At 71.4% G+C, this 26,769-nt stretch carries 24 protein-coding genes; 12 read left to right on the forward strand and 12 right to left on the reverse strand.

Annotated features, from left to right (window positions below; all coding sequences use genetic code 11):
• Window positions 1–56 precede the first annotated feature (56 nt).
• Both C7444_RS08395 and C7444_RS08400 read left to right on the forward strand, forming a co-directional pair.
• Window positions 57–1,262: an acyl-CoA dehydrogenase gene (locus C7444_RS08395; RefSeq protein ID WP_110400400.1), complete on the forward strand. Its 1,206-nt coding sequence runs from the start codon at window positions 57–59 to the stop codon at window positions 1,260–1,262.
• A 7-nt stretch (window positions 1,263–1,269) separates the two neighbouring features.
• Entirely contained in the window at window positions 1,270–2,541 is a 1,272-nt protein-coding gene (locus tag C7444_RS08400) for a CaiB/BaiF CoA transferase family protein (protein WP_110400401.1), read from the forward strand.
• Window positions 2,542–2,572: 31 nt separating this feature from the next.
• On the opposite strand, the gene C7444_RS08405 is transcribed toward C7444_RS08400, so the two are convergent.
• The 3 genes from C7444_RS08405 to putA form a co-directional block, all read right to left on the reverse strand.
• Window positions 2,573–3,871, reverse strand: coding sequence for a Glu/Leu/Phe/Val family dehydrogenase (locus C7444_RS08405; RefSeq protein ID WP_110400402.1), 1,299 nt, complete (start codon window positions 3,869–3,871; stop codon window positions 2,573–2,575).
• 251 nt (window positions 3,872–4,122) lie between these two features.
• Window positions 4,123–4,956 (reverse strand): pyrroline-5-carboxylate reductase, encoded by an 834-nt coding sequence (gene proC / locus C7444_RS08410; protein ID WP_110400403.1) that lies wholly within the window; start codon window positions 4,954–4,956, stop codon window positions 4,123–4,125.
• A gap of 29 nt (window positions 4,957–4,985) precedes the next feature.
• Complete coding sequence (gene putA, locus C7444_RS08415; RefSeq protein WP_110400515.1) at window positions 4,986–7,952, reverse strand: bifunctional proline dehydrogenase/L-glutamate gamma-semialdehyde dehydrogenase PutA; 2,967 nt, start codon at window positions 7,950–7,952, stop codon at window positions 4,986–4,988.
• Window positions 7,953–8,147: 195 nt separating this feature from the next.
• On the opposite strand from putA, the gene C7444_RS08420 reads away from it, so the two are divergent.
• The 3 genes from C7444_RS08420 to C7444_RS20875 all read left to right on the forward strand — a co-directional run bounded on the left by C7444_RS08420 (window position 8,148) and on the right by C7444_RS20875 (window position 11,532).
• A complete protein-coding gene (locus C7444_RS08420; RefSeq protein ID WP_110400404.1) occupies window positions 8,148–8,627 on the forward strand; it encodes an Lrp/AsnC ligand binding domain-containing protein in 480 nt (159 codons plus the stop codon).
• A gap of 132 nt (window positions 8,628–8,759) precedes the next feature.
• The gene (locus C7444_RS08425; protein WP_170130679.1) at window positions 8,760–9,800 is read left to right on the forward strand and encodes a restriction endonuclease; all 1,041 of its coding nucleotides are present in this window, start codon (window positions 8,760–8,762) and stop codon (window positions 9,798–9,800) included.
• A 172-nt stretch (window positions 9,801–9,972) separates the two neighbouring features.
• On the forward strand, window positions 9,973–11,532 hold the full coding sequence (locus tag C7444_RS20875) for a methyl-accepting chemotaxis protein (protein ID WP_110400406.1): 1,560 nt from the start codon (window positions 9,973–9,975) through the stop codon (window positions 11,530–11,532).
• A 13-nt stretch (window positions 11,533–11,545) separates the two neighbouring features.
• Here the strand turns inward: C7444_RS20875 and C7444_RS08435 are convergent, their stop codons facing one another.
• Window positions 11,546–12,241, reverse strand: coding sequence for a YggS family pyridoxal phosphate-dependent enzyme (locus tag C7444_RS08435; RefSeq protein ID WP_110400407.1), 696 nt, complete (start codon window positions 12,239–12,241; stop codon window positions 11,546–11,548).
• Between the two features lie 110 nt (window positions 12,242–12,351).
• Between C7444_RS08435 and C7444_RS08440 the strand changes: the two genes are divergently transcribed.
• Genes C7444_RS08440 through C7444_RS08450 form a run of 3 tightly spaced genes read left to right on the forward strand, consistent with a single transcriptional unit; the run spans window position 12,352 to window position 15,498 of the window.
• Entirely contained in the window at window positions 12,352–13,395 is a 1,044-nt protein-coding gene (locus C7444_RS08440; RefSeq protein WP_110400408.1) for a type IV pilus twitching motility protein PilT, read from the forward strand.
• 29 nt (window positions 13,396–13,424) lie between these two features.
• Complete coding sequence (locus C7444_RS08445) at window positions 13,425–14,561, forward strand: PilT/PilU family type 4a pilus ATPase (RefSeq protein ID WP_110400409.1); 1,137 nt, start codon at window positions 13,425–13,427, stop codon at window positions 14,559–14,561.
• 31 nt (window positions 14,562–14,592) lie between these two features.
• Window positions 14,593–15,498 carry an NAD(P)-dependent oxidoreductase gene (locus C7444_RS08450; protein WP_110400410.1) on the forward strand — a complete coding sequence of 302 codons (906 nt, stop codon included), beginning with the start codon at window positions 14,593–14,595 and terminating at the stop codon, window positions 15,496–15,498.
• Window positions 15,499–15,519: 21 nt separating this feature from the next.
• On the opposite strand, the gene C7444_RS08455 is transcribed toward C7444_RS08450, so the two are convergent.
• From C7444_RS08455 to C7444_RS08465, 3 genes are all read right to left on the reverse strand, one after another.
• Window positions 15,520–16,158 carry a BON domain-containing protein gene (locus C7444_RS08455; RefSeq protein ID WP_110400411.1) on the reverse strand — a complete coding sequence of 213 codons (639 nt, stop codon included), beginning with the start codon at window positions 16,156–16,158 and terminating at the stop codon, window positions 15,520–15,522.
• On the reverse strand, window positions 16,155–16,751 hold the full coding sequence (locus C7444_RS08460) for a phosphoheptose isomerase (RefSeq protein WP_110400412.1): 597 nt from the start codon (window positions 16,749–16,751) through the stop codon (window positions 16,155–16,157). Before C7444_RS08460 ends, C7444_RS08455 begins: the two co-directional genes overlap by 4 nt.
• A gap of 67 nt (window positions 16,752–16,818) precedes the next feature.
• Window positions 16,819–17,211, reverse strand: coding sequence for a YraN family protein (locus C7444_RS08465; protein ID WP_245909475.1), 393 nt, complete (start codon window positions 17,209–17,211; stop codon window positions 16,819–16,821).
• 28 nt (window positions 17,212–17,239) lie between these two features.
• Between C7444_RS08465 and rsmI the strand changes: the two genes are divergently transcribed.
• Both rsmI and C7444_RS08475 read left to right on the forward strand, forming a co-directional pair.
• Window positions 17,240–18,250 (forward strand): 16S rRNA (cytidine(1402)-2'-O)-methyltransferase, encoded by a 1,011-nt coding sequence (rsmI, locus tag C7444_RS08470; RefSeq protein ID WP_375136920.1) that lies wholly within the window; start codon window positions 17,240–17,242, stop codon window positions 18,248–18,250.
• Between the two features lie 92 nt (window positions 18,251–18,342).
• Window positions 18,343–19,524: a glycosyltransferase gene (locus C7444_RS08475; RefSeq protein ID WP_110400413.1), complete on the forward strand. Its 1,182-nt coding sequence runs from the start codon at window positions 18,343–18,345 to the stop codon at window positions 19,522–19,524.
• Between the two features lie 22 nt (window positions 19,525–19,546).
• On the opposite strand, the gene C7444_RS08480 is transcribed toward C7444_RS08475, so the two are convergent.
• The 3 genes from C7444_RS08480 to C7444_RS08490 are packed head-to-tail and all read right to left on the reverse strand — an operon-like array spanning window position 19,547 to window position 21,985.
• Window positions 19,547–20,524: a bifunctional riboflavin kinase/FAD synthetase gene (locus C7444_RS08480; RefSeq protein WP_110400414.1), complete on the reverse strand. Its 978-nt coding sequence runs from the start codon at window positions 20,522–20,524 to the stop codon at window positions 19,547–19,549.
• Between the two features lie 31 nt (window positions 20,525–20,555).
• Window positions 20,556–21,146: a nucleoside/nucleotide kinase family protein gene (locus tag C7444_RS08485; protein WP_110400518.1), complete on the reverse strand. Its 591-nt coding sequence runs from the start codon at window positions 21,144–21,146 to the stop codon at window positions 20,556–20,558.
• Window positions 21,147–21,199: 53 nt separating this feature from the next.
• Entirely contained in the window at window positions 21,200–21,985 is a 786-nt protein-coding gene (locus tag C7444_RS08490; protein WP_110400415.1) for a 16S rRNA pseudouridine(516) synthase, read from the reverse strand.
• A gap of 211 nt (window positions 21,986–22,196) precedes the next feature.
• Between C7444_RS08490 and C7444_RS08495 the strand changes: the two genes are divergently transcribed.
• Complete coding sequence (locus C7444_RS08495) at window positions 22,197–23,786, forward strand: methyl-accepting chemotaxis protein (RefSeq protein WP_245909464.1); 1,590 nt, start codon at window positions 22,197–22,199, stop codon at window positions 23,784–23,786.
• Window positions 23,787–23,813: 27 nt separating this feature from the next.
• On the opposite strand, the gene C7444_RS08500 is transcribed toward C7444_RS08495, so the two are convergent.
• On the reverse strand, window positions 23,814–24,308 hold the full coding sequence (locus tag C7444_RS08500; RefSeq protein ID WP_110400416.1) for a YajQ family cyclic di-GMP-binding protein: 495 nt from the start codon (window positions 24,306–24,308) through the stop codon (window positions 23,814–23,816).
• Window positions 24,309–24,354: 46 nt separating this feature from the next.
• Between C7444_RS08500 and murB the strand changes: the two genes are divergently transcribed.
• Window positions 24,355–25,374, forward strand: coding sequence for a UDP-N-acetylmuramate dehydrogenase (murB, locus tag C7444_RS08505; protein WP_110400417.1), 1,020 nt, complete (start codon window positions 24,355–24,357; stop codon window positions 25,372–25,374).
• Window positions 25,375–25,391: 17 nt separating this feature from the next.
• On the opposite strand, the gene C7444_RS20880 is transcribed toward murB, so the two are convergent.
• On the reverse strand, window positions 25,392–26,648 hold the full coding sequence (locus tag C7444_RS20880; RefSeq protein ID WP_170130681.1) for a septal ring lytic transglycosylase RlpA family protein: 1,257 nt from the start codon (window positions 26,646–26,648) through the stop codon (window positions 25,392–25,394).
• Window positions 26,649–26,769 lie beyond the last annotated feature (121 nt).

The raw sequence follows: 26,769 nt of genomic DNA on the forward strand, positions 1-26,769 counted from the left end.
CGAGCGCATCCGTCTGCGTACAGTGCGAGCCAGCCCATCCCTTGCCGGAGATCCAGATGACTTCCACGAACACGAGCCCCCGCAGCAAGCCCCGTTTCCACTGGGACGACCCGCTGCTGCTCGACCTGCAGCTGAGCGACGACGAACGGGCGGTGCGCGACGCCGCGCAGGCCTACAGCCAGGACCGCCTGCTGCCGCGCGTGCTCGAGGCCTTCCGCCACGAAAGCACCGATCCGGCCATCTTCCGCGAGATGGGCGAGCTCGGCCTGCTCGGCGCGACGATTCCCGAGGCCTACGGCGGCGCCGGCCTGAACTGCGTCTGCTACGGCCTGGTGGCGCGCGAGGTCGAGCGCGTCGACTCGGGCTACCGCTCGATGATGAGCGTGCAGAGCTCGCTGGTGATGGTGCCGATCCACGAGTTCGGCAACGAGGCGACCCGGCAGAAGTACCTGCCGAAGCTGGCGCGTGGCGAATGGATCGGCTGCTTCGGCCTGACGGAACCGAACCACGGCTCCGACCCCGGCAGCATGACCACGCGCGCCAAGAAAGTGCCGGGCGGCTACCGCCTGAGCGGCAGCAAGATGTGGATCACCAACAGCCCGATCGCCGACGTGTTCGTGGTCTGGGCGAAAGACGACGAAGGCGCGATCCGCGGCTTCGTGCTGGAGAAGGGCTGGAGGGGCCTGAGCGCGCCCGCGATCCACGGCAAGGTCGGCCTGCGTGCCAGCATCACCGGCGAGATCGTGATGGACGAGGTGTTCTGTCCCGAGGAGAACGCCTTTCCCGAGGTGCGCGGCCTGAAGGGCCCGTTCACCTGCCTGAACAGCGCGCGCTACGGCATCGCCTGGGGTGCGCTCGGCGCGGCCGAGGACTGCTTCCAGCGCGCCCGCCAGTACACGATGGACCGCCAGCAGTTCGGTCGCCCGCTGGCGGCCAACCAGCTGATCCAGAAGAAGCTGGCCGACATGCTGACCGACATCAGCCTGGGCCTGCAGGGCTGCCTGCGCCTGGGGCGCATGAAGGACGAGGGCAGCGCGGCGGTCGAGGTGACCTCGATCATGAAGCGCAACAGCTGCGGCAAGGCGCTGGACATCGCCCGCCTGGCGCGCGACATGATGGGAGGCAACGGCATCAGCGACGAGTTCGGCGTGGCCCGCCACCTCGTCAACCTCGAGGTGGTCAACACCTACGAGGGCACGCACGACGTGCACGCGCTGATCCTCGGCCGGGCCATCACCGGCCTGGCCGCGTTCGGAAACTGAGGCGACCATGGACCACCACATCCCCGGGGCGGCCGATCCGGCCTCGACCGGCCCCCGCCCGGCGCCGCTGACCGGCGTGCGCGTGCTCGACCTGTCGCGGGTGCTGGCCGGACCGTGGGCCGGCCAGCTGCTGGCCGACCTGGGCGCCGACGTGGTCAAGGTCGAGCGCCCCGGCGTGGGCGACGATACCCGTGCCTGGGGCCCGCCCTGGCTGCACGACGAGGCCGGGGCCGAGACGCGCGAGGCCGCCTACTTCCTCTGCGCCAACCGCAACAAGCGCTCGCTGACGATCGACATCGCCTGCGCCGACGGCCAGGCGCTGGTGCGCCGCCTGGCGCTGCAGGCCGACGTGCTGCTGGAGAACTTCAAGGTCGGCGGCCTGGCCGCCTACGGGCTCGATGCCGCCAGCCTGTGCGCGCTGAACCCGCGGCTGGTCTACTGCTCGATCACCGGCTTCGGCCAGACCGGGCCGTACGCCGCGCGGGCGGGCTACGACTTCCTGATCCAGGGCATGGGCGGGCTGATGAGCGTGACCGGTCGCAGCGACGGCGAGCCGGGCGCCGGGCCGCAGAAGGCCGGGGTCGCGCTGGTCGACGTGATGACCGGGCTGTACGCGACCATCGCCGTGCAGGCGGCGCTGGCCGAGCGCGAGCGCTCCGGGCGGGGCCAGCACATCGACCTGGCGCTGCTGGACGTGCAGGTTGCCGCGATGGCCAACCAGGCGGCCAGCTGCCTGGCCGCCGGGGTGGTGCCGCGCCGGATGGGCAATGCCCATCCGGCCATCGTGCCCTACCAGGACTTCCCGACCGCCGACGGCGACATGATCCTGGCCATCGGCAACGACGGCCAGTTCGCTCGCTTCTGCGCGCTGGCCGGCCACCCGGACTGGGCCGCCGACGAGCGTTTCGCCACCAACCCGCAGCGGGTGCGCCACCGCGCCGTGCTGATCCCGCTGCTGCGCCAAGCCACCGTCATGCGCACGACCGCGCAGTGGATCGAGGCGCTCGATTCGGCGGCCGTGCCCTGCGGGCCGATCAACCGCCTCGATGCGGTGTTCGACGACCCGCAGGTGCGGGCCCGCGGCCTGCGGATGGAGCTGCCGCACCCGGTGGCCGGTCAGGTGCCGCTGGTGGCCAACCCGATCCGGCTGTCGGCCTCGCCGGTGGACTACCGGCGGGCCCCGCCGCTGCTGGGCCAGCACACCGACGAGGTGCTGGCCGAGTGGCTGGACCTGCCGGCCGGACGCTGCGAGGCGCTGCGCCGCGCCGGGGTGATCTGATCACCCCGGCGGCGGCCGGGGCCGCGCAGGCTCACGGATAGAGCCCGCGCTCCTGGCGTGCCATCAGGATGCGCCCGCAGGCCACGGCGAAGGTGGCGGTGCGCAGCGTGATGCGGTGCTGGTCGGCGGTGTCCCAGATCTTGCCCAGGGCCTCGACCATGATCTTGTCGAGCCGGACGTTGATCTCGTCCTCGGTCCAGAAGAAACTCGAGAAGTCCTGCACCCACTCGAAGTAGGAGACCGTCACGCCACCGGCGTTGCAGATCACGTCGGGCACGACCAGCACGCCCCGCTCGGCCAGCACGTCGTCCGCGTCGGACATCGTCGGGCCGTTGGCGCCTTCGAGCACCAGGCGGGCCTTCAGCCGCTGGGCGCGGGCCACGTCGATCTGGCCTTCCAGGGCCGCGGGGATCAGGATGTCGCAGGCGACGTCCCAGAAGGCCTCGTTGTCGATGCGCTCGCCGTCCCTGAAGCCGGCGACGCCGCCGGCTTCCTGCGCGTGGCGGCTCAGCGCGGCCAGGTCCAGGCCGTGCGGGTTGATGACCGTGCCGCTGTGGTCCTGCACCGCGACGACCCTGCCGCCGGCGGCGACGAACAGCTCCGCCGCCGAGCTGCCCACGTTGCCGAAGCCCTGCAGCGCCACCCGCGCGCCCTCGAGCGGCAGGCCGATGCGCCGGGCGGCCTCGCGGCCGGTGACGAACACGCCGCGCCCGGTCGCCTTGACCCGGCCCAGCGAGCCGCCCAGGTGGATGGGCTTGCCGGTGACCACGCCGGTGGCGGTGGCGCCGACGTTCATCGAGTAGGTGTCCATCATCCACGCCATGATCTGGGCGTTGGTGTTGACGTCCGGGGCCGGGATGTCCTGCTGCGGGCCGATGATCAGGCCGATCTCGCTGGTGTAGCGGCGGGTCAGCTTCTCGAGCTCCTTGAGCGACAGCTGCTTGGGATCGACCCGGATGCCCCCCTTGGCCCCGCCGAAGGGCAGGTTGACCGCGGCGTTCTTGACCGTCATCCAGGCCGACAGCGCCATCACCTCCTCGAGCGTGACCTGCGGGTGGTAGCGCACGCCCCCCTTGCCCGGGCCGCGCGACAGGTTGTGCTGCACCCGGTAGCCCTCGAAGTGCCGCACCGTGCCGTCGTCCATCTCGATGGGCACGTCGACGATCAGCGCCCGCTTGGGGTGGCGCAGCGTGTCGGCCCAGCGGGCCAGCGGGCCGAGGTAGGGCACGACCCGGTCGACCTGCGACAGGTAGGTGCCCCAGGGGCTGTGGCTCGAGGGCTGCACGTAGGACAGCGTGCTGCCGGTGGAGGGGAAGGCTTCGTTGGCCATGGAAGAACCTCTTCGGTGAAGGCGTGTGGACGGCCTCGCGTGTGGCGGGACCTGGTGGCGTGGAAGGTCGGTCCGGGTGGGATGCCGACGGGTTGCGCAACCCGGAGCGTCACTGTAGAAAGCCCGGGAGCCCTTGCCACGCCTGCTTCATGCGCTTTGTGCATGGGCAGATCCCGCCGCGCCGCCGTGCTGCCCCGGATGGGCCGATCGCGCCAGCGGGAGACTACGAGGGTGCCGCCACCGGCGCGCGTTCAGCCGCCGAACTGGTCGCCCAGTTCACGCGCCCGGGCCTGCGCGGCCTGCATCGCGCGCACGAAGGCCTCGCCCACGCCGGCCTCGTTCATCGCGCTGAGCGCGGCCCAGGTCGTGCCGCCCTTGGAGGTGACCCGCTCGCGCAGCACGGCCGGGGACTCGTCGGAGCGGCGGGCCAGCTCGGTGGCGCCGCCGAAGGTGGCGATCGCCAGGCGCTTGCCCTGCTCGGCGCTCAGGCCCATGCGCTCGGCCGCGGTGGTCATCGCCTCGATGAAATGGAACACGTAGGCCGGGCCCGAGCCCGACAGCGCGGTGATCGCGTCGAGATCGACCTCGGCATCGACCCACAGCACCTCGCCGGTGGGCGCCAGCAGCCGCTCGACCAGCGTGCGCTCGTCGGCGCTGACGGCCTCGCGGGCGTAGAGCCCGGCGATGCCACGCCCGATCAGCGCCGGCGTGTTGGGCATCGAGCGCACCACCCGGTCGCTGCCGGTGGCCCGAGCGATCGCATCGCTGCGGATGCCCGCCATCACCGACAGGTGCAGCGCCCCCGCCACATGGGCGGCGCACGGTGCGGCGGCTTGCGCGAAGGTCTGCGGCTTGGTGGCCCAGACCACGGTGGCCGCAGCGGCCAGCGCCGCGTCGGCTCCGGCCTGCACCTTCAGGCCGGGCCAGCGCGCCTGCAGGCGGGCGCGCTGCTCGTCCCAGGGTTCGATGACGAGCAGGTCGGCGACGGGGGTGCCGCTGTCGATCAGGCCGCCGAGGATGGCGCTGGCCATGTTGCCCCCGCCGATGAAGGCGAGGGTGCCGGATGAGGGGGTGGTGGTGTTCATGGCGGGCGAGTTTAGGGGAGGGCCCGGGGTCAGCCGCCGGCCAGCAGGGCGGCGTTGCCCCCGGCGGCGGCGGTGTTGATCGTCAGCGTCTGCTCGCCGCAGAAGCGGTAGAGGTAGTGCGGGCCCCCGGCCTTCGGTCCGGTGCCCGACAGGCCCTCGCCACCGAAGGGCTGCACGCCCACGACCGCGCCGATCATGTTGCGGTTGACGTAGACGTTGCCCACCCGCGCCCGCTCGGCCACGCGCAGCGCCCGCTCGTCGATGCGGGTGTGCACCCCCAGCGTCAGGCCGTAGCCCAGCGCGTTGATGCGGTCGACCAGCGTGTCGACGTCGCCGCTCCAGCGCACCACGTGCAGGATGGGGCCGAACAGCTCCTCCCGCAGGTCGCCGACCTGGGCGAGCTCGAAGGCGGCCGGGGCGATGTGGGTGTCGCGCAGCGCCTCGGGCAGCGGCGTGCGGCCGATCAGGCGGGCTTCGCGCTCGAGCCGGGCGACGTGGCGGCCCAGGTGGGCGTGCGCCTCGGCGTCGATGACCGGGCCGACGTCGACCGCCCAGCTCTGCGCCGCGTCGGCGGGCCGGCCGGGCTGCAGCTCCTGCAGCGCGCCGGCCAGCATCTCGCACAGCCCGTCGGCGATGCCTTCGTGCACGCACAGCAGGCGCAGGGCCGAGCAGCGCTGGCCGGCGCTGCGGAAGGCGCTCGTCACCACCGCGTCGATCACCTGCTCGGGCAGGGCGCTGGAGTCGACGATCATCGCGTTGAGCCCGCCGGTCTCGGCGATCAGCGGCACGATCGGGCCGTCGCCGGCGGCCAGCGTGCGGGCGATCAGCCGGGCCACCGCGGTCGAGCCGGTGAAGCACACGCCCGCGCAGCGCGGGTGGCCGACCAGCGCGGCCCCGACCGTCTCGCCCGGGCCGGCCAGCAGCCGCAGGGCGTCGCGTGGCAGGCCGCTGTCGTGCAGCAGCTCGACGAAGGCGCGTGCGCTGGCCGGCGTCTGCTCGGCTGGCTTGGCCGCCACGGTGTTGCCGGTGACCAGCGCGGCGACCACCTGGCCGGCGAAGATCGCCAGCGGGAAGTTCCACGGGCTGATGCAGACGAACACCCCGCGGCCGTGCAGGCGCAGCTCGTTGCGCTCGCCGGTCGGGCCGGGCAGCGCCTGCGGGGCCAGGCGCTGCCCGGCCTGTGCGGCGTAGTAGCGGCAGAAGTCGACCGCCTCGCGCACCTCGGCCACGCCGTCGCCCAGGGTCTTGCCGCCTTCATGGGCCAGCAGCGCGACCAGCCGCGGCAGCTGCGCTTCCATCGCGTCCGCGGTGCGCTGCAGCACGGCGCAGCGCTCGGCCAGCGGCACGTCGTTCCAGGCCGGCTGGGCGGCGTGCAGCGCCTCCATCGCGGCGCGGGCCTCGGCCACGCTGGCGTCGGGCACCGGCGCGGCCGGCGCCACCTTCAGGGCCTCGACCAGCGGCAGGCGCTCGGCGGCCACGTTCAGGTCGACGCCGCGTGAATTGGGGCGTTCGCTGCCGTAGAGCCGTGCCGGCAGCGCCAGCTTCATCGTGGCCACCGGCTGCAGCGGGCTGCGCAGCAGGGTGTCGAGGTTCACCTGCGGGTCGGCCAGCTGGTGCACGAAGGACGAGTTCGCGCCGTTCTCGAGCAGCCGGCGCACCAGGTAGGCCAGCAGGTCGCGGTGCTGACCCACCGGCGCGTAGACCCGCACCGGCGGGGCGTCGGCGGCCTTCATCACCTCGCGGTAGATGCCCTCGCCCATGCCGTGCAGGCGCTGCAGCTCGTAGGGCACGCCGGCCGTCGCGGCCAGCGTGCCGATGGCGGCGATGGTGCCGGCGTTGTGGGTGGCGAACTGCGGGTAGAGCGCATCCGGGGCGGCCAGCATCAGGCGGGCGCAGCACAGGTAGCTCAGGTCGGTGTGGTCCTTCTCGGTGTGGACCGGGTAGCCCGACAGGCCCAGCTCCTGGGCCCGCTTGACCTCGCTGTCCCAGTAGGCGCCCTTGACCAGCCGGACCATCAGCCGCAGGCCGTGGCGGCGCGCCAGCGCGATGACCGCCTCGATCATGCGCGGTGCCCGCAGCTGGTAGGCCTGGATGGCCAGGCCCAGCCCGCCCCACTGCGGGTGGTGGCGGGCGGCGTGGGCCATCAGCGCGTCGAGCACCTGCAGCGACAGCTCCAGCCGCTCCGACTCCTCGGCGTCGATGGTCAGGTTGATGTTGGCCGCGGCCGCCGAGGCCATCAGGCCGGTCACCCGCGGCAGCAGCCGCTCATGGACCCGGTGCCCGTGCGAGGCCTCGTAGCGGGGCTCCAGCGCCGACAGCTTGATCGAGATGCCGTCGGCCGCCTCGGGGCGGGACGCCCGCCCGCCAGGCAGGCTGGTGGCGATGGCCTCGATCGCGTGCTGGTAGGACGCCAGGTAGCGCCGCGCATCCGCATCGGTGCGGGCGCCTTCGCCCAGCATGTCGTAGCTGTGCAGCAGCCGCCCGGGCACCGCGCCCCCGTGGCCGCGGCGCAGCGCCGACTCGATGGTCTCGCCCAGCACGAACTGGCGGCCCAGCAGCTGGATGGCGCGCACCGTCGCGCCCACCACCGTCTGCGCCCCCAGGCGCTGCAGCAGCCCGGGCTGCTGGTCGCTGCCGGCGGGCAGCAGCTTCTTCGACCAGCCCAGCGCCTGGCTGGCCAGGCTGGCCAGCACCGGGTGGGCGGTCGAGCCGCCGTGGCCGGAGAAGTCGGCCCGGCCCAGCTGGTCGGCGGTCAGCGCGATCGCGGTGGCCGTGTCGGGCACCCGCAGCAGCGCCTCGGCCAGCCGCATCAGCGCCAGCCCTTCGGCACTCGAGATCGGGTATTCCTGCAGCAGCGACTCCATCGCCCAGAACGCCGGCGGATGCTGGCGCACCGCGTCGACCCACGGCGCGGCGCGGCGGCGCACCGCGGCCCAGTCCAGGCGCGGCCCGGCGCCGGGTCCCCAGCTGTCGAGCAGCTGGCGCACCAGTTGCATCTCGTCGAGCACGGGCGCCCCCAGCAGATCGCTGCCGGACAGGGAGGAGGCGCCAGCCTGCGGTGCGGCAGCGGAGGTTCTGGTTGGGGTGGTCATGCTTTTGAATGCCGGTTTGTCGAACTATTCGTCTAGAATAATGTCGTTCAACATGAATAACTTTCTATTTATCTTGCTTTAATCTGGACAAAATCCAGCATGAATGACGTCAAGGAGCCCGCCGGGCTCGACTCCATCGACCGCAAGATCCTGCGTCTGCTGCAGCAGGACGGTCGCATTGCCAACCTCAAGCTGGCCGAAGCGGTGCACCTGTCGCCCACGGCGGTGCTCGAGCGGGTGCGTCGCCTGACCCGTGACGGCTATGTGCTGGGCTACGAAGCCCGATTGAACCCCCGATTGCTCGGCGCCGGTCTCATGGTCTTTGTGGAGGTGCTGCTGGACCGCACCGTGCACGACGTCATGGACAACTTCCGTGCCGCCGTCCAGGTGCGCGCCGAGATCCTCGAGTGCCACCTGGTGGCCGGCGGCTTCGACTACCTGCTCAAGACCCGCGTGGCCGACATGGTGGCCTACCGCGAATTCATCGGCTCGGTGGTCTGGGCGCTGCCCGGCGTGCGCGAGACCCGCACCTATGTCGTGATGGAAGAGGTCAAGAACACCAACGCCATTCCGATCTGAACCCCTGTCCGCGGGGGTGTCGCGCCCGGCGCCGGACGTGTGTCACGGTGTGTCCAGTTTTTCCATTTCAGGGTGGACGAGCCCGATCCTGCTGCGCCTACGATGTGGCGACACCATCAGCAGGAGTTCACTGTGGTCCGATCCCCTTCCGACAGACGTCCGCACGGCCCGGCCGACGGCGCTGCGGACGCCGACGTGCATGTGCTCGGCGGCCGCCTGTCGTCGCAGCCCGTCGTGGCGTTCGGCATGCCCACCGACGCCGATGCCGGCATCCGCCCCTGGCGGCGCCACCTCCGGGCCGTCTTCTGCCTGGGGCTGGCCCTGCTGATGCTGTCGGTGCTGTCGCGCCTGTCGATGCTGGGGGCGGTGGTCATGACGCTGCAGCCGCTGGCGGTGCTGGCGACGATCGTCTCGGGGGGGCTGCTGATCCTGCCGGTGCGCTGGCTGCAGCGCCTGGGCGCGTCGATGCCGGCCGCCGAGCGTGACGGGATGCCGCCGGCCCGGGCCCCCGCCCGGGAGCCGGACTTGCGCGTCGTGCCGCCGCAGGCCGTCGATGTTGTCGAGCACGCTTATCCCGTGCTCGACAACATCATCCCGTTCCCGCCTCGCACCGAGGTGTCGGTGCGGCGCCATCCCGGGCCGGGCGGGATGGCGCCGGCGTCCCCGCAGGAGTCGCTGCATGCGCTGTTCAACCGCCTGCAGCAGCAGCGCCTGGCGGCCACGCCGTCCCGCCGGGCTCCGTCGCCTTGGAGCCAGGCCCTGATCGACCAGCTCGACGAGCCTGGCCTGGTCGCGCTGGTCGAGCGCCTGTTCATCCAGGCCGGCTTCCTTCCGCGGCTGCACGCCCGTGCGGGTGGTGCCGATCTGTGGCTGCAGTCCGCGAGCCAGCCCGACGGCCGGCCGGTGAGCCTGGTGCGCTGCCGGCATCGGCGCGCGGGCGAGCCGTGGCGCTGCGTCGATGCGGTCGCGCTGCGTGAGCAGCATGCGGTGATGCAGGCCCACCGGATCGTGCGTGGCCAGTTCGTGACGAACGGGCGCTTCGGCACCGAGGCGGTCGAGTTCGCCCGCCAGCACCGCATCCACCTGCTCGATCGCGACACCCTGCTGACGCTGGTGCAGCGGCGCACCCCGGTGCAGCAGCAGGCCCTGCTCGACACCGTTCGACGGCGCTGACTGCACCGCTTTTCCGCGTCTTATCGGCCCGATGGCCCGGGCCCCTCTGCAGAGAATCCCTGGAGGAGGGTGTCGAACTCCGTTCCTGGCAGCGCCGACTGGGGAGCGTGGGTGCAAGCGCCTTCGTTTCCCCCTCAGCAGCAGGAGACACGTCGTGTCAGGTATTGCAGGAATGAAGGTCTCCACCCGCCTCGCCCTCGGCGTGGGCAGTCTGATCGCCGCCGGCGTGGTGATCGCGGCGACGGCCGTGGTCCAGATGAACAGCATGTCGACCGGACTGCGCGAGCTGACCGACGAGCGCATGGTCAAGGTCGCGCAGTTCACCGAGTTCAAGGACAACCTGGCCACCGTCGCGCGCCATGTGCGCAACGTCATCATCAGCAACGATCCGGCCGTCCAGGAGACCGAGAAGAAGCGCATCGCCGAGCTGCGCGCAGCCGACAACCAGTTGCTGGCCGAGCTGGACCGGACCCTGGTCGTTCCCCAGTCTCGAGAGCTGCTCAAGCGCATCCAGGACCACCGCGGGCCCTACAACGCGGCGCTCGACGAGGCCATGGCGACCGCCATGGGCGGCTGGAAGACGGAGGCGGGGGCGCTGCTGACCACGCGGGTGCTGCCCCGGCAGAACATCCTGTTCAAGGCGGTGGAAGATTCCAGGGCCTTGCAGAAGACCCTGTCGGAGGAGCTGACCGCGAACACGGTCAAAGCGATGCAGCAAGCCATCGCCATCATGGTCGCGCTGGCGGTGCTGATGGCGGTCATCGGCGTGGGCGTGGGCTGGGCCATCAGCCGCCATCTGCGCCGTGCACTGGGCGCTGAACCGGGCGAGCTGGCCACCGTGGTCGGCCTGGTGGCCGAGGGTGACCTGAGCTCGAGGCCGGCGCTGCAGGCCGGGGATTCGAGCAGCGCGATGGCCGCCGTGGCGCGCATGCAGGAGGCGCTGACCCGGATGGTCTCCGGCGTGCGCCAGAGCGCTGATGGCGTCGCGACAGCCAGCGCGCAGATCGCCCAGGGCAACCAGGACCTGTCCGGGCGCACCGAGCAGCAGGCCTCGGCGCTCGAGCAGACCTCGGCGACGATGGAGCAGCTCAACGCCACCGTGCGACAGAACGCCGACAGCGCCCGACAGGCCAACCAGCTGGCGCTGAGCGCCTCCGGCGTGGCCGAGCGCGGGGGCGAGGTGGTCGGCCGGGTGGTCGACACGATGAAGGGCATCAACGACAGCTCGCGCCGCATCGCCGACATCATCTCGGTGATCGATGGCATCGCCTTCCAGACCAACATCCTGGCGCTGAACGCCGCGGTGGAAGCCGCCCGGGCCGGTGAGCAGGGCCGCGGTTTTGCCGTGGTGGCCGGCGAGGTGCGCAACCTTGCGCAGCGCTCGGCCGAAGCCGCGCGCGAGATCAAGTCGCTGATCACCGCCAGCGTCGAGCGCGTGGAGCAGGGCTCCGAGCTGGTCGGCCAGGCCGGCGAGACCATGACCGAGGTGGTGCGCGCGATCCAGCGGGTCACCGACATCGTCGGCGAGATCAGCTCGGCCAGCCAGGAGCAGAGCTCCGGGGTGGCCCAGGTCGGCGAGGCGATCACGCAGATGGACCAGGCCACGCAGCAGAACGCGGCCCTGGTCGAGGAGAGTGCCGCCGCCGCCGAGAGCCTGCGCGTGCAGGCCCGCCAGATGGTGCAGGCCGTCTCGGTCTTCCACCTGGAAGCCGACGGCGTGCGTGGCGGCTGAGCGCCGCCCGGGCTCAGCCGCGCGCGCCGAACAGCGCCGTGCCCACCCGCACCAGGGTCGAGCCTTCGAGCACGGCCTCCTCGAGGTCGTCGCTCATGCCCATCGACAGCGTGTCGAGCCGGGCCAGCGCCGGGCGGGCCTTCAGCGTGTCCAGCAGCTCGCGCAGCGCCCGGTGGGGCTGGCGCCGTGCCTGCGGCGTGTCCGCGGGCTCGGGGATCGACATCAGCCCGCGCAGCTGCAGCCGCGGCAGGGCGGCGACCTGTTCGGCCACGGCCAGCACCTCGTCGGGCGCCAGGCCGCTCTTGCTGGCCTCGCCGCTGATGTTGACCTGCAGGCAGACCTGCAGCGGCCGCAGGTGCGGCGGCCGCTGCTCGCTGAGCCGCTGGGCGATCTTCAGCCGGTCGATGCTGTGCACCCAGTCGACGGCGGCCGCGATCGCGCGGGTCTTGTTGCTCTGCAGCGGCCCGATCAGGTGCCATTCCAGCCGGTCACGCAGGTCGGCCAGCGCGTCGATCTTGTCCAGCGCCTCCTGCACGTAGTTCTCGCCGAAACGGCTCAGCCCGCAGGCATGGGCGGCCCGCACCGCATCGGCGGACCGGGTCTTGCTGACGGCCAGCAGCGTGACGCCGTCGACCGGCCGGCCGGCCTGTATGCAAGCTTTGGTAAGTCGGGTCCGGATGGCTTGTACGCTGGTAACGATCGTCGTCATAATCGATCAGCTTAGATCATTTTGAAGAGCGCCCGGAGCGTGCATGTGAAGGGGCTGCGCAGGCGTGAGTCCGCCGGGCCTGGAGCCTGTCCGTGAGGGCCGGGGAGCGTATGGACATTACTCAGCTGCTGGCTTTTTCGGTGCGCAACAAGGCCTCCGACCTGCATCTTTCGGCCGGTTTGCCGCCGATGATCCGGGTGCATGGCGACGTGCGGCGCATCAATGTGGACCCGATGGCGCACAAGCAGGTGCACGACATGGTCTACGACGTCATGAACGACGCGCAGCGCAAGACCTTCGAGGACACGCTGGAGTGCGACTTCTCGTTCGAGATCCAGGGCCTGTCCCGTTTCCGCGTCAACGCCTTCAACCACAACCGCGGCGCGGGTGCGGTCTTCCGGACCATCCCGAGCAAGATCCAGACGCTCGAGGAGCTCAACACGCCCAAGGTGTTCGCCGAGCTGGCGCTCAAGCCCCGCGGCCTGGTGCTGGTGACCGGGCCGACCGGCTCGGGCAAGTCGACCACGCTGGCGGCGATGGTCAACCACCTCAACGAGAGCGAGTACGGCCACATCCTCACGGTCGAGGATCCGATCGAGTTTGTCCACGAGTCCAAGAAATGCCTTGTCAACCAGCGGGAGGTCGGCCCGCAGACCCGCTCGTTCGAGAGCGCGCTGCGTTCGGCGCTGCGCGAGGACCCGGACGCGATCCTGGTGGGCGAGCTGCGTGACCTGGCCACCATCCGGCTGGCGCTGACCGCCGCCGAGACCGGCCACCTGGTGTTCGGCACGCTGCACACCTCGAGCGCGGCCAAGACCATCGACCGCATGATCGACGTGTTCGACGCCGCCGAGAAGGAGATGGTGCGCGCGATGCTGTCGGAGTCGCTGGTCGCGGTGATCTCGCAGACGCTGTGCAAGAAGAAGGACAACAACGGCCGCGTGGCGGCCCACGAGATCATGCTGGGCACGGCGGCCATCCGCAACCTGATCCGCGAGAACAAGGTGGCGCAGATGTACTCGATCATCCAGACCGGCCAGGCCATGGGCATGGTCACGCTCGACCAGTGCCTGACCGACCTGGTCCGCAAGGGGCAGATCACGCCGGCCGAGGCGCGCAGCAAGGCCCGCTCGCCCGAGAACTTCCCGGGATGAGCGCGTGATCCGCGCAGGGAGAAGCACAGATGGAACGTGACCAGGCCTCGAAGTTCATCAACGACCTGCTGCGGCTGCTGGTGTCGCGCAGCGGCTCCGACCTGTTCCTGACCGCCGAGTTTCCCCCGGCGATCAAGGTGGACGGCAAGGTCACCAAGGTCTCGCCCCAGCCGCTGACCGGCCAGCACACCGTCGCGCTCGCCCGCGCGGTGATGAACGACAAGCAGTCGGCCGAGTTCGAGCGCACCAAGGAGTGCAATTTCGCGATCTCGCCGCAGGGCATCGGGCGCTTCCGGGTCAACGCCTTCGTGCAGCAGGGCCAGGTCGGGCTGGTGCTGCGCACCATCCCGCAGGAGCTGCCGACGATCGACAAGCTGGGCCTGCCGTCGGTGCTCAAGGACATCGCGATGATCAAGCGTGGCCTGGTCATCCTGGTCGGGGCGACCGGCTCGGGCAAGAGCACGTCGCTGGCCGCGATGGTCGATCACCGCAACATCAACGCCTACGACCACATCATCACCATCGAGGATCCGGTCGAGTTCGTGCACCCGCACAAGAACTGCATCATCACGCAGCGTGAGGTCGGCATCGACACGCTGGGCTGGGAGTCGGCGCTCAAGAACACGCTGCGCCAGGCGCCCGACGTGATCCTGATGGGCGAGGTGCGTGACCGCGAGACGATGGAGCACGCGGTCGCCTTCGCCGAGACCGGCCACCTCTGCATGGCCACGCTGCATGCCAACAGCGCCAACCAGGCGCTGGACCGCATCGTCAACTTCTTCCCCGAGGAGCGGCGCGACCAGCTGCTGATGGACCTGTCGCTGAACCTCAAGTCCATGGTGTCGCAGCGCCTGCTGCCCCGTGACGACGGCGCGGGCCGGGTCGCGGCGGTCGAGGTGCTGCTCAACACGCCGCTGATCTCCGAGCTGATCTTCAAGGGCGAGGTCTCCGCCATCAAGGAGATCATGAAGAAGAGCCGCGAGCAGGGCATGCAGACCTTCGACCAGGCGCTGTTCGACCTCTACGAGAGCCACAGCGTGACCTACGCCGATGCGCTGCGCAACGCCGACTCGGTCAACGACCTGCGCCTGCAGATCAAGCTGCACAGCACGCGGGCCCGCAACACCGACTTCGGCACGGGCATCGAACACCTTGCTATCGTGTGAGCCCGATCCTCCAGAACCGTCTTCCCTTTCAATGACCAAGACCTACGACTCCGTGCCCTCCCACCGTGTGGCCTTCATCGGCCTGGGCGTGATGGGCGGCCCGATGGCGGGCCACCTGGCCGCCGCCGGCCATCAGGTGAGTGTCTACAACCGCACGGCCGCCAAGGCCGTGGCCTGGGCGGCCCGCCACGGCGGCCGGGCCGCGGCGACACCACGCGAGGCCGCCGAGGGCGCGCAGCTGGTGTTCGTCTGCGTGGGCAACGACGATGACCTGCGCTCGGTGCTGCTGGGCGACGACGGCGTGTACGCCGGCCTGGCCGCCGGCGCCATCGTGGCCGACCACACCACCGCGTCGGCCGAGGTGGCCGTCGAGATGGCGGCGCTGGCTCAGGCACGGGGCCTGGGCTTCGTCGACGCGCCGGTGTCCGGGGGCGAGGCCGGTGCGGTCAACGGGCTGCTGACGGTGATGTGCGGGGGGGACGAGACGGCGTTCGAGGCGGTGCGCCCGGTCGCCATGGCCTATTCTCGCGCGATCACCCGGGTCGGCGGCAGCGGCGCCGGCCAGCGCGCCAAGATGGTCAACCAGATCTGCATCGCCGGCCTGGTCCAGGGCCTGGCCGAGGCGATCGCCTTCGGCGAGCATGCCGGCCTGGACATGAAGCAGGTGCTCGACGTCATCGGCAAGGGCGCGGCCCAGAGCTGGCAGCTCGACAACCGCGGCCAGACCATGGTCGACGACCGTTTCGACTTCGGCTTCGCGGTCGACTGGATGCGCAAGGACCTGGGCCTGGTGCTGGCCGAGGCGCGGCGCAACGGCTCGAGGCTGCCGGTCACGGCGCTGGTCGACCAGTTCTACGCCGACGTGCAGCAGCAGGGCGGGGGACGCTGGGACACGTCCAGCCTGATCCGCCGCCTGCGCGAGCCGCGCCAGGACTGACGCGCGGCCCGCTGCCGGGGATCAGATCCCCGGCTTCCTGACGCCGATCTGGTCCTCGGTGGCGATCTCCAGCACGCGCACGACCTTCTCCACCCCTTCGACCTCGCGGGCGAGGTTGGTGGCGATGCCCGCCTCGCGCTCGGTCACCCGGCCCATCAGATAGATCACGTTGCGCTCGCAGACCACGGTGAAGATGTTGGCCGCCAGCTCCTTGGAGCCCAGCAGCCGCGTGGCCACCTTGCTGCGCAGCAACTCGTCCTTCGAGCGCTCGCCCAGCGAGCTGGGCCAGCCGATCACGGTCTCGTTGAACACGTCCTTGACCCCGTCGATCTTGCGGATCGACTCGTCGATGGCCTTGCGGTCGGCGTCGTTGTGCACCTCGCCGGTCAGCAGCACCACCTTGTTGTAGCTCTGCACGTTGACGTGTTCACGCGCACCCACCAGCTCGCGGATGCGGCTGCCGGCCTTGAGCTCGATGGTCTGGTCGTCGAGCTGGCTGCCCGAGGTGCGGCGGTCGGTGGCCAGCATGGCCCCGCCCAGCGCGGCCCCGCCGATGATCAGCGGCGCGCAGCCGGCGAGGCCGCTGCCCAGCGTGGCGGCCACCAGCGCGGCGGCGGCCAGGCGGGGCAGGGTGGTGCGGTGCAGGCGTGAAAGCGTCATTCGTCTTCCTGTTCTCCGAGCAGCTGGACATCGATGCCGTCGCACAGGCAGTGGATGGCCAGCAGGTGGACTTCCTGGATGCGTGCCGTGCGGGCATGGGGCACGCAGATGTGCACGTCGGTCTCCTTGAGCGCCTGGCCGATCTTGCCGCCGCCCTTGCCGGTCAGCGCGACCACGATCATCTCCTTGTCGTGCGCGACCTCGATGGCCGCCAGCACGTTGGACGAGTTGCCGCTGGTGCTGATGGCCAGCAGCACGTCGCCGGGGTGGCCCAGCGCCTGCACCTGCTTGGAGAAGATCTGGTCGAAGGCGTAGTCGTTGGCGACCGCGGTGATGATCGACGTGTCGGTCGACAGCGAGATCGCTGCCAGGCCCGGGCGCTCGCGCTCGAAGCGGCCGACGAACTCGGCCGCGAAGTGCTGAGCGTCGCCCGCGGAGCCGCCATTGCCGCAGGCGAGCACCTTGCCGCCCGAGGTGATGCAGCCGAGGATGGCGTTCACCGCGTCGGCAATGGGTCGGGTGAGGGTCTCGGCCGCGGCGTACTTGAGGTCGGCGCTGTCGAAGAACTGTTGTTGGATGCGTTGCTGCAGCATGGGCCAATGATATGTCAGCGCCCGCACCGTTTCTGGCGTGGTGCCTGGCCGGTCGGGCGAGCCCGGTTCAGGCGTCGAAGGCGGCGCTCAGCCACTGCAGCTCACCCCCGTCGATCGCGACGACGTCGAAGCGGCAGGGGGGCCATTCGCCGGGCAGGCGCAGCAGGTAGCGCTGGGCGGCATAGACCAGCCGCTGCCGCTTGGCGTGCGTGACGCTGGCGGCCGCGCCGCCCTGCGACCGGCTGAGCCGGCTGCGCACCTCGACGAAGACCAGCGTGCCGTCGCGGTCGCGCATGATCAGGTCGATTTCGCCGGCCCGCCGGCTGGGGCCGGCCGCGACCCGATAATTGCGCTCCACCAGCCGCAGGCCCTGGCTCAGCAGATGCTGCAGGGCGCGTGCTTCCGCGGCGCTGCCCCGCTCCCGGCGGGCGGCGTCCTGTTCTTCCGCCGACTGCTTCAACCGAGGGGCGATCTCGCCCGCCTTGCCTGTGAGCCTGGACACTCTTGTTTCTCCCCTGCTGCTGCAGGCGGCCGCCCAGGCCGCCGGCGGGCAGCAGCATCCCGCCGGCACACTGTATGTCGTGGCCACCCCGATCGGCAACCTCGCCGACCTCAGCCTGCGGGCCATCCACGTGCTGGCGCTGGCCGACGCCGTGGCCTGCGAGGACACCCGCGTCAGCGGCGGCCTGCTGCAGCGCCTGGGCCTGCACAAGCCGCTGCTGTCGGTGCACGAGCACAACGAGGAGCGTGCGGCGCTGGGCGTGATCGACCGGCTGGTGCGCGGCGAGCGGGTGGCCTACGTCAGCGATGCCGGCACCCCGGCCGTGTCCGATCCGGGCGCGCGGCTGGTCGCGGCCGTGCGTGCGGCCGGTCACCGCGTGCTGCCCCTGCCGGGCGCCAGCGCCGTGGTCACGGCGCTGAGCGCGGCCGGTGACGTGCAGGCCAGCGGCTTCCGTTTTGTCGGTTTCCTGTCGCCCAAGGCGCAGGCCCGCGCGGCCGCGCTGCAGGCGCTGGCCGGCGAGACCGCCAGCTGCGTGCTGTTCGAGGCGCCCCATCGCATCGAGGCGCTGGGTGCGGCGCTGGCCGAGGTGCTGCCGGGGCGGCAGGTGACCGTCTGCCGCGAGCTGACCAAGCAGTTCGAGTCCATCCACACGGTGGTGGCCGCGCAGCTGCCGGCCTGGCTGGCCGAGGACGCCGACCGCCGGCGTGGCGAGTTCGTGCTGGTGCTGCATGGCGCACCGGCGGCCGAGACCACGCTGCTGGCGCAGTCCGTGCCGCTCGACCGCCTGCTCGAGACCCTGCTGGCGGCGCTGCCGCTGCGCCAGGCCACCGACCTGGCCGCCCAGGCCAGCGGCGTCTCGCGCAAGCAGCTCTACCAGCAGGCGCTGGCGCGGCGCCAGCAGGCCGGGGACGGGCAGGACGAAGCGCAGGATGCCGGGGACGAGGGCGGTGACGGGGGCGGCGCGGGCGACGGTGGATGCGGCAGCGGCGGGGACTGAAGCCCGGCGGCATTTGTTACGTCTTGTTGCGCTTGCGCGCTTTCCGGCCACAATCGGCAGGTCGATAAGAACCCGTGCCTGCCCCATCCCCCATGCTGCGTATCGCCCTCGTCACCCCGATGCTGCCGGTGGCCCACGACCAGACCCGTGGCCGCTACATCCACGAGACGGCGCGCTCGCTCGGTCGACTGGCCACCGTGCGCACCTTCTTTCAGACCATGCAGTACCCGCGGCTGCCCGGGCTGCGCCCGCGCAGCTACCTCTATGGCGAGGTCGGCGCCGACTACACGCTCGACGGCTGCGACGTCGAGCATTTCCGCTACAGCGGCGTGCCGGTGCTCAGCCGGGGCTGGAACGGCCACATCGCCAGCTGGTCGCTGACCCCGCGCGTGCGCCGTTTCCGGCCCGACCTGGTGCTGGCCTACTGGGTCTATCCGGACGGATTCGCCGCCTTGCGCACCGCCCGGGCGCTGGGCGTGCCCTGCGTGGTCGGCGCGCTCGGCTCGGACATCCACGTGCGCTCGGGCGTCAACCAGACGATGACCCGGCGCACCATCGCCGGCGTCGACGCGCTGCTGACGGTCAGCGAGGCGATGCGCCAGTACACGATCCGCGAGTTCGACGCGGCCCCCGAGCGGGTGCACACCATCGTCAACGGCTTCAACACCCAGGTCTTCCGGCCGATGGATGGCGCCGCGATGCGGCTCAAGTGGGGCGTCGGGCCGCGCGAGAAGCTGATCGTCTACGTCGGCCGCTTCGTCGAGGCCAAGGGCATGCGCGAGCTGGTGAGCGCGTTCGCGACACTGGCCGCGAGCGACCCCGACCTCAGCCTCGCGCTGGTGGGCGATGGCGTGATGAAGGACGAGCTCACCGGGCTGCTGGAGTCCACCGGGCTGCGCCACCGGGTCCACTTCCCGGGCGGCCTGCCGCCCGAGCAGGTGGCCGAGTGGATCAATGCCGCCGACGTGCTGACGCTGCCCAGCTGGAGCGAGGGGTATCCGAACGTGGTGGTCGAGGGGGTGGCCTGCGGCCGGCCGGTGGTGGCCACCGACGTCGGCGGCACCCGCGAGATCCTGAACGCGCGCAACGGCGTGCTGATCCCGCCCCGTGACGCCGCCGCGCTGGCCGACGGCCTGCGCCGGGCGCTCGACGGCGTGTGGGACCATGGCGCCATCGCCGCGGCGATGAACCGCAGCTGGGACGACGTGGCCGTCGAGACGCTGGCCGTGTGCGAGCAGGTGGCCCGCTCGGCCGCCGGGCGGCGCGTCGCCTGAGGCGCGTCGCCCGCCGGCCGCGTCAGGCCGGGCGGCGCGCCTCGAACCAGGCCCGCGCGTCGAGCACGTCCCGGGCGATGCCGTCCTGGAGCGCCTCGAGCGACGGGTAGCGGCGTTCGTCGTGCAGCTTGTGCAGCAGCTCGACGCTGACCACCTCGCCGTAGCCCCCGTCGAGGGGCAGGTCGGCCGGCCATTGCAGCGCATGCACCTCCAGCAGCACCCGGCCGGCGTCTTCCACCGTCGGTCGCACGCCCAGGCTGGCCACGGCCTGCAGCGGGCGCGCGTCCGGGCCGCCCAGGCCACGCACCTGCACGACGAAGATGCCCTGTGCGGCGGGCCGGGGGTGGGCAAAGCGCAGGTTCATCGTGCGGAAGCCGAGGTCCCGACCGAGCTTGCGGCCGTGGATCACGTGGCCGCTGATGCTGTAGGGGCGGCCCAGCAGCTCGGCCGCCCGCGCCATGTCGCCGGCGGCCAGCGCCTCGCGCGTCGCGGAGCTGGACACCCGCAGGCCGTGCACCTCGTAGCTCATCATGCGGGCGACGTCGAAGCCCTTGCGCGTGCCGGCCGCGTCCAGCATCGTGTAGTCGCCGGCACGCCGGGCACCGAAGCGGAAGTCGTCACCGACCAGCACGTAACGTGCGCCCAGGCCCTGCACCAGCACCTCGTCGATGAAGGCCTCGGGCGGCTGGCCGGCCAGGCGCTGGTCGAAGCGCATCAGCACCACCTGGTCGACCCCGCAGCGGTCGAGCTCCTGCAGCTTGTCGCGCAGCGTCGCGATGCGCGAGGGCGCCTTCTCCGGCGTGCCCGCACGGGCGGCGAAGAAGTCGCGCGGGTGCGGTTCGAAGGTCAGCACGCAGCTGGGCAGGCCGCGGTGGCGTGCCTCGTTGATCAGCAGGGCCAGCATGGCCTGATGACCCCGGTGCACGCCGTCGAAGTTGCCGATCGTCAGCGCGCAGGCCCGGGCCAGGCCGGGGTGGTGATGTCCACGAAACACTTGCATGGCGGGATTATCGACCGCCGGGGCGATGCCTTCAGTCCCAGCTCAGGATCCAGTGCGCACGCGCCCGTCCGGCCGCGATCAGCCGGGCGTTGGGGTCGTCGGTCTGCGCCATCCAGTCGAGCGCCTGCTGCTCGCTGCGGCCGTAGCGCATGTGGCGGGCCTTCAGGCGTTCGCGGCGGGCGGTCTCGTCCACGTCGACGTACCAGACCTCGTCGAGCAGCCCGGCCACCTGCTGCCACGGGCCCTGCTCGAGCAGCAGGTAGTTGCCTTCGGTGACGATCAGCGGCGTGTCGCCGTGCACGCCGATCGCGCCGGCCACCGGCTCCTCGATCTCGCGACGGAATTCGGGGGCGTAGACCCGCTCGTCCCCGGTCTGCGTGCGCAGCCGGCGCAGCAGCGCGACGTAGCCGTCGCTGTCGAAGGTGTCCGGCGCGCCCTTGCGTCCGGCCCGGCCCAGGCGCTCGAGCTCGGCCTGCGCCAGGTGGTAGCCGTCCATCGGTACGACCCGGGCCTGCTCGCCCAGCGCGGCGGCGATGGCCTCGGCGACGGTCGACTTGCCGGCCCCGGGGGCCCCGACCAGGCCGAGCAGGCGGCGTGGCGAGCGGCCGGGCGACGGTGCCATCAGCTGCTGCAGGCGGGCCTGCGCGTCGGCAGGCAGGCGCGGAGGGGCGCCGCTCACGGCTGCACCTCGGCCTCGGCGGCCGTGGCGGCGGGCGGCGCGGTGTCGAAGAGGGCGGGGTCGACCCAGCGCCACTGGCCCGGCGCGCAGTCCTCGGGCACCGTCACCGGGCCGAAGGCGCTGCGGTGCAGCTGCTCCACATGGTTGCCCACCGCGGCGAGCATGCGCTTGACCTGGTGGTACTTGCCTTCGGTCAGCGTGAGCTGCAGGCTGAATTCATCGACCTGCGTGCAGGCCGCCGGCACCACGACGCTCGGATCGTCGACCAGCACCACCCCGGCGAGCAGCTTGCGGATCTGCTCCTCGGTCACCGGCCGGGCGCAGCGCACGTCGTAGACCTTGTTCACGTGCTTGCGCGGATGGGTCAGGCGGTGGATTAGCGCACCGTCGTCGGTCAGCAGCAGCACGCCGGTGGTGTCCTGGTCGAGCCGGCCCACCGGCTGCACCCCGCGGCGGCGCAGCGGCGCGGGCAGCAGGCTCAGCACGCTGGGCCAGACCTTGGGCTTCTGCGAGCACTCGAAGCCCGCGGGCTTGTGCAGCATCAGCAGCGCATGCTCGCGCACCGGCCAGTCGACCCCCTCGATGTTGAGCACCAGCCCCTCCAGCGGAATCTGGTCGAACGGGTCGTCGAGCAGCTGGCCGTCGCGGCGCACCGCACCCGACAGAGACAGGCCGCGGCATTCGTGGCGGGTGCCGAAACCGAGGTTGAAGAGGATGTCCTCGACGCAGAGTTCGGAGATCGTCTGCGCGCGGCGCGCCTGGGCCTTGTTTTTCTTGGACATGGGGATGAACGGGGACGTGTTTCAGGGTTCAGCGGGGGCACTAGTGTGGAGCATGTCGCAGCCCTGGGGGGCTTCGCGACGGGGTTTGTTCTGCATCAAGCACCGGGGCGGGTATCGGCATCGATCGACGAGCCTGAACTGATAGAAACGCACGAACGAACGATCGGTACCAACCGACACCACCTCTCCCGTCCTTCCCTTCCGAGATGCCATGGCCCCTTCCGCCGCTCCGCCCCGCCCCGTCACCGACCGTGAGCATGTCTACGATGCCCGCTGGATGCTGGTGTCCACGACCGATCTGCAGGGTCGCATCACCCATTGCAACCGGGAGTTCGTGACGGTCAGCGGGTACGCCTACGATGAGCTGATCGGCCAGCCCCACCACCTGATCCGCCATCCGGACATGTCGCCCGAGGCCTTCCGCGACCTGTGGTCGACGATCGGACGGGGCCGGCCCTGGACCGGCGTGGTCAAGAACCGCTGCCGCAACGGTGACCACTACTGGGTGCTGGCCCATGTGACCCCGGTGCTGGAAGGGGGACGGCCCGTGGGCTACATGTCGGTGCGCCTGGCGCCCGACCGGGCGCAGATCGCCGCGGCCGAGACCCTGCACGCCCGCCTGGCCGAGGAGCGCCATCGCCCGTCGCCGCGCTGGCGCCTGCATGCCGGGCGGCTGCGCCGCACCGGCTGGCGCGACTGGCCCCACCGCATCTGGCGCCTCTCGCTCGTCCAGCGCATGAGCGCGGCGATGGTGCTGCTCGCGCTGGCCACCGTGCTGCCGGGGCTGTACTGGGCCTGGGCCGGCATCCAGCCCGCGCCCTGGATGAGCGCGACCGCCGGCCTGTGGCTGGGCCTGCCGGTGATCGTCGCGCTGATGACCTGGTTCGAGGTCCAGGTGGCCCGGCCGCTGCGCCTGGCCGACACGATGGCCGCCCAGGTGGCCAGCTGCCGGCTCTCGATGCGGCTGGACTACGACCCGACCAGCCCGCTGGGCTCGCTGCTGCGCCGGCTCGACCTGATCAACCTGAACATGCGCGCGATCGTCTCGGAGGTGCGCGCGGAGGTCGGCATGATGCGCGGGGCGACCGAGTCGCTGGCGCGTGGCAGCCGGCAGATGGCCGCCCACGCCGACGCCCAGGCCGCCAGCCTGGAGCAGACCGCCGCGGCCCTGCAGCAGATCGCCGGCACGGTCGAGGACGCCGCGCACAGCACCCACGAGCTGAGCGAGCAGAGCCGCCACGCCAGCCAGCGGGCGGCCGAAGGCGGCGCGACGATGGAGGAGGTGACGGCGATGATGCACACCATCCGCAAGTCGTCGCTGCGCATGAACGAGATCGTCGAGACGATCGAGCAGATCGCCAGCCAGACCCACCTGCTGGCGCTCAACGCGGCGGTCGAGGCGGCCCGCGCCGGTGATCAGGGACGAGGCTTCGGGGTCGTGGCGGGGGACGTGCGCACGCTGGCCCAGCGCAGCCGCGATGCGGTGCGCGAGATCGGCCAGCTGATCGGCATGTCCACCGGCGAGGTGCGCCAGGGGGCCGATCGGGTCGACGGCGTGGCTCGGCGCATCGCCGAGGTGGTGCAGGAGGCCCGTGGCGTGGCCGAGCGCCTGGAGGCCGTCAGCCGGGCCGCCCGCCAGCAGAACGAGGGCATCGGCCAGGTCAACCTGGCCGTGCGCCAGCTCGACGAGGCCACCCAGCACAACGCGACGCTGGCCGAGCAGGCGGCACAGTCGTGCCGGGCGCTGGAAGGCCAGGCGCTGGTGCTGGTGCGTTCGGTGCAGATCTTCCGGGCGGACTGAGCGGCCCGCCCGGGCCGGGGGGCCCGCTCAGTCGCGGAAGTTCTTCTGCGTCAGCGGCTGCTCGGGGAATTCCTTGCGCAGCATCGCGATGGCCAGCTGCAGGTCGTCGCGGTTCTTGCCGGTCACGCGCACCTCGTTGCCCTGGATGCTGGCCTGCACCTTGAGCTTGCTGTTCTTCACCGCGCCGGTGATCTTCTTGGCCAGCTCGGCCTCGATGCCGTCCTTGATCTTGTCGACGCGGCGCAGCTTGTCGCCGCCCATCTTCTCGAGCTTCTCGCCCTTGGTGAAGAAGTTGATGGTCACGCCCTGCTTGGTCAGCTTGCTGACCAGCACCTCGTAGATCTGGTCGATCTGGAAGTCGCTGTCGCCGACCAGGTGGATCTCCTTCTCCTTTTCCTTCAGCTCCAGGCTCGCGCTGGTGCCCTTGAAGTCGAAGCGCGTGCCGATTTCCTTGATGGCGGTGCTGACACCGTTGTTGATCTTGACCATGTCGGGTTCGAGGGCGACGTCAAAGCTGGGCATGTTTTTCTCTCAGGGAAAAGGGGGCGGAATGGCGGAAAATTCTGCCATGCAAATCGAGACCGGCGTCAGCCTCAAATCTTTCAACACCTTCGCGCTGCCTGCGGTGGCGCACACGCTGATCCGCATCGAGGCGCCGGCCGACGTGCGCCGCGTCGTCGATCACCCCGAGTTCGGCCGGGCGCCCAAGTTCATCCTGGGCGGGGGCAGCAACATCGTGCTGGTGCGCGACGTGACCGCCTGCGTGCTGAAGATCGAGATCATGGGCCGCCGCGTGCTCGAGCAGCGCGAAGACGCGATCATCGTCGAAGCCGGGGCTGGCGAGTCCTGGCATGGTCTGGTGGCCTGGACCATCGAGCAGGGCCTGCCCGGGCTGGAGAACCTGGCGCTGATCCCCGGCACGGTCGGGGCCGCGCCGGTGCAGAACATCGGCGCCTACGGGCTGGAGCTGAAGGACCGCTTCGAGTCGCTCGACGCGGTCGACCTCGTCACCGGGCGCACCGTCACGCTGGACGCCCAGGCCTGCCGCTTCGGCTACCGCGACAGCGTCTTCAAGCAGGCCCTGGCGGGCAAGAGCGTCATCACCCGCGTGCGCCTGCGCCTGCCGCGGCCCTGGCAGCCGATGCTGGGCTACGTCGACCTGCAGCGCAAGATGGACGAGACCGGCATCGCCGAGCCCGACGCCCGGCAGATCTTCGACTGGGTCTGCGCGGTGCGGCGCGCCAAGCTGCCCGATCCGGCCGTGATCGGCAACGCCGGCAGCTTCTTCAAGAATCCGGTGGTCACGCCCGAGCAGTGCCGCGACATCATCGCCCGCGATCCCCACCTGGTGCACTACCCGATGGACGACGGCAACTTCAAGCTCGCCGCCGGCTGGCTGATCGACGCCTGCGGCTGGAAGGGCAAGACGGTCGGCGGGGCCGGCGTCTACGACCGGCAGGCGCTGGTGCTGGTCAACCGCGGCGAGGCCCGGGGGGCCGAGGTGGTGACGCTGGCCCGGGCGATCCAGGAGAGTGTCTACGGCCGCTTCGGCATCCGGCTCGAACCCGAGCCGGTGGTGGTGGGCTGACGGCCCCGGGGCGGGCCTCAGCGCCGCTCCACCAGCACCGGCGAGAGCTGGATCGCCTCGCGCAGGCGGGCGGAAAAACGCTGTGCCTCGTCCCGGCTGCCGAAGGGGCCGGCCTGCAGCTTGTGCAGCGACTGGTCCTTGAACAGCGTCATCAGCGGGTCGAGCCAGTGCACCACGTCGGCGACCTGGCGGTGGAACTTCGCAGCCCCCTCGTGGTTGTTGAAGGCCCCCAGCTGCAGCCACCAGCCGCGCGCGGCCGTCGTGCCGGCCCGCTCGGCCGGCAGGGCGCGGGCCGTCGGCGCAGGCAGCAGTTCGGCCAGGGCTGCGACCGGCAGCGCGACCGGTGCGGCGACCGCCTTCGGGGGCGGCGGTGGCGTGGCGGCGCTCACCGTGGCCGCGCCGGTCGTGGCCGCCGCCGCGTGGGTCCGTGCGTTCACGCTGCGCTCGGGCCGTGGCGCCGTCGGGCGCCGGACGGCCTCGGCCGCGGGGGCCGGACTGGGCGCGACCGCGCTGACACGCTCCTCGCCCGCGGCCGGGCGCAGGTCGGTCTCGATCGGCGGGCGCCCCTGGTCGCGGCCGGGCTGGGCGGGCGCCGTGATCACCGGCTCGATCGACTCGGCCTCGTCCGGAGACTGCGCCATGCGCTGGCCGCCGCCTTGCCCTTGCCACTGGGCGTTGCGGATGGCCTCGTGCGTGATGCGCTCGAGCTCGACCGTCTTCACGCCCTTCAGCAGGTCGAGCTTGAGGGCGGCGGTGTAGGACAGGTCGATGATGCGATTGCTGTGGAACGGCCCCCGGTCGTTGATGCGCACGATCACCTCGCGGCCGTTGGACAGGTTGCGCACGCGGGCGTAGCTGGGGATGGGCAGCGTCGGGTGCGCGGCCGTCATCGCGTACATGTTGTAGACCTCGCCGCTGGCCGTGCGCTTGCCGTGGAACTTGGTGCCGTACCAGGAGGCCAGGCCACGCTGGATCACCGGCAGGTCCACGCGGGTGGGCACATAGGTCTGCCCGGCGATCTCGTAGGGCTTGTTCGGCCCGCCGACGCGCACCGGCTCGATGACCGGTTGCGGATCGGGCGTGTCGGCCAAGCCGGCCGGCGGGTTGACCGGCGGGCCGTCCCGGTCGGTGTAGCGCGGCGTGACCGGCGGCACCGAGGCGGACGGGCGGCTGGCGCCCGAAGCGCCACGCGGGGGCGCCGAGCCGCAGGCGGTGAGCAGCGCGGCGGTGGCCACGGCCAGGGTCGCCAGCGTGGCGGGGGAGTGACGGAGCAAGGAGGCTTGCATGCGGTCTCGGTGGTGGTGTGTCCCGACAGCGGTCCGGGGGGACCGTCGCAGGCACAGAGGCCACGGGGGCCGGACAGGTGGGGCATCCGGCTCAGACCTGCACGCCGGC

Origin of the sequence: Sphaerotilus hippei (genome assembly GCF_003201595.1) — a bacterium.
Lineage (GTDB): Bacteria > Pseudomonadota > Gammaproteobacteria > Burkholderiales > Burkholderiaceae_C > Sphaerotilus > Sphaerotilus hippei.

Excerpts from the sequence above, each read along its gene's own strand:
- C7444_RS08500 (WP_110400416.1), bottom strand. The coding sequence starts at position 24,308 with ATGCCCAGCTTTGACGTCGCCCTCGAACCCGACATGGTCAAGATCAAC.
- C7444_RS08445 (WP_110400409.1), top strand. The coding sequence starts at position 13,425 with ATGGAACGTGACCAGGCCTCGAAGTTCATCAACGACCTGCTGCGGCTG.
- C7444_RS08485 (WP_110400518.1), bottom strand. The coding sequence starts at position 21,146 with ATGGCACCGTCGCCCGGCCGCTCGCCACGCCGCCTGCTCGGCCTGGTC.
- C7444_RS08405 (WP_110400402.1), bottom strand. The coding sequence starts at position 3,871 with ATGGCCAACGAAGCCTTCCCCTCCACCGGCAGCACGCTGTCCTACGTG.
- C7444_RS08455 (WP_110400411.1), bottom strand. The coding sequence starts at position 16,158 with ATGACGCTTTCACGCCTGCACCGCACCACCCTGCCCCGCCTGGCCGCC.
- C7444_RS08490 (WP_110400415.1), bottom strand. The coding sequence starts at position 21,985 with ATGTCCAAGAAAAACAAGGCCCAGGCGCGCCGCGCGCAGACGATCTCC.
- C7444_RS08475 (WP_110400413.1), top strand. The coding sequence starts at position 18,343 with ATGCTGCGTATCGCCCTCGTCACCCCGATGCTGCCGGTGGCCCACGAC.
- C7444_RS08460 (WP_110400412.1), bottom strand. The coding sequence starts at position 16,751 with ATGCTGCAGCAACGCATCCAACAACAGTTCTTCGACAGCGCCGACCTC.
- C7444_RS08480 (WP_110400414.1), bottom strand. The coding sequence starts at position 20,524 with ATGCAAGTGTTTCGTGGACATCACCACCCCGGCCTGGCCCGGGCCTGC.
- C7444_RS08395 (WP_110400400.1), top strand. The coding sequence starts at position 57 with ATGACTTCCACGAACACGAGCCCCCGCAGCAAGCCCCGTTTCCACTGG.
- C7444_RS08435 (WP_110400407.1), bottom strand. The coding sequence starts at position 12,241 with ATGACGACGATCGTTACCAGCGTACAAGCCATCCGGACCCGACTTACC.
- C7444_RS08450 (WP_110400410.1), top strand. The coding sequence starts at position 14,593 with ATGACCAAGACCTACGACTCCGTGCCCTCCCACCGTGTGGCCTTCATC.
- C7444_RS08420 (WP_110400404.1), top strand. The coding sequence starts at position 8,148 with ATGAATGACGTCAAGGAGCCCGCCGGGCTCGACTCCATCGACCGCAAG.
- putA (WP_110400515.1), bottom strand. The coding sequence starts at position 7,952 with ATGCAACTGGTGCGCCAGCTGCTCGACAGCTGGGGACCCGGCGCCGGG.
- C7444_RS20875 (WP_110400406.1), top strand. The coding sequence starts at position 9,973 with ATGAAGGTCTCCACCCGCCTCGCCCTCGGCGTGGGCAGTCTGATCGCC.
- C7444_RS08440 (WP_110400408.1), top strand. The coding sequence starts at position 12,352 with ATGGACATTACTCAGCTGCTGGCTTTTTCGGTGCGCAACAAGGCCTCC.
- murB (WP_110400417.1), top strand. The coding sequence starts at position 24,355 with ATGCAAATCGAGACCGGCGTCAGCCTCAAATCTTTCAACACCTTCGCG.
- proC (WP_110400403.1), bottom strand. The coding sequence starts at position 4,956 with ATGAACACCACCACCCCCTCATCCGGCACCCTCGCCTTCATCGGCGGG.
- C7444_RS08495 (WP_245909464.1), top strand. The coding sequence starts at position 22,197 with ATGGCCCCTTCCGCCGCTCCGCCCCGCCCCGTCACCGACCGTGAGCAT.
- C7444_RS08400 (WP_110400401.1), top strand. The coding sequence starts at position 1,270 with ATGGACCACCACATCCCCGGGGCGGCCGATCCGGCCTCGACCGGCCCC.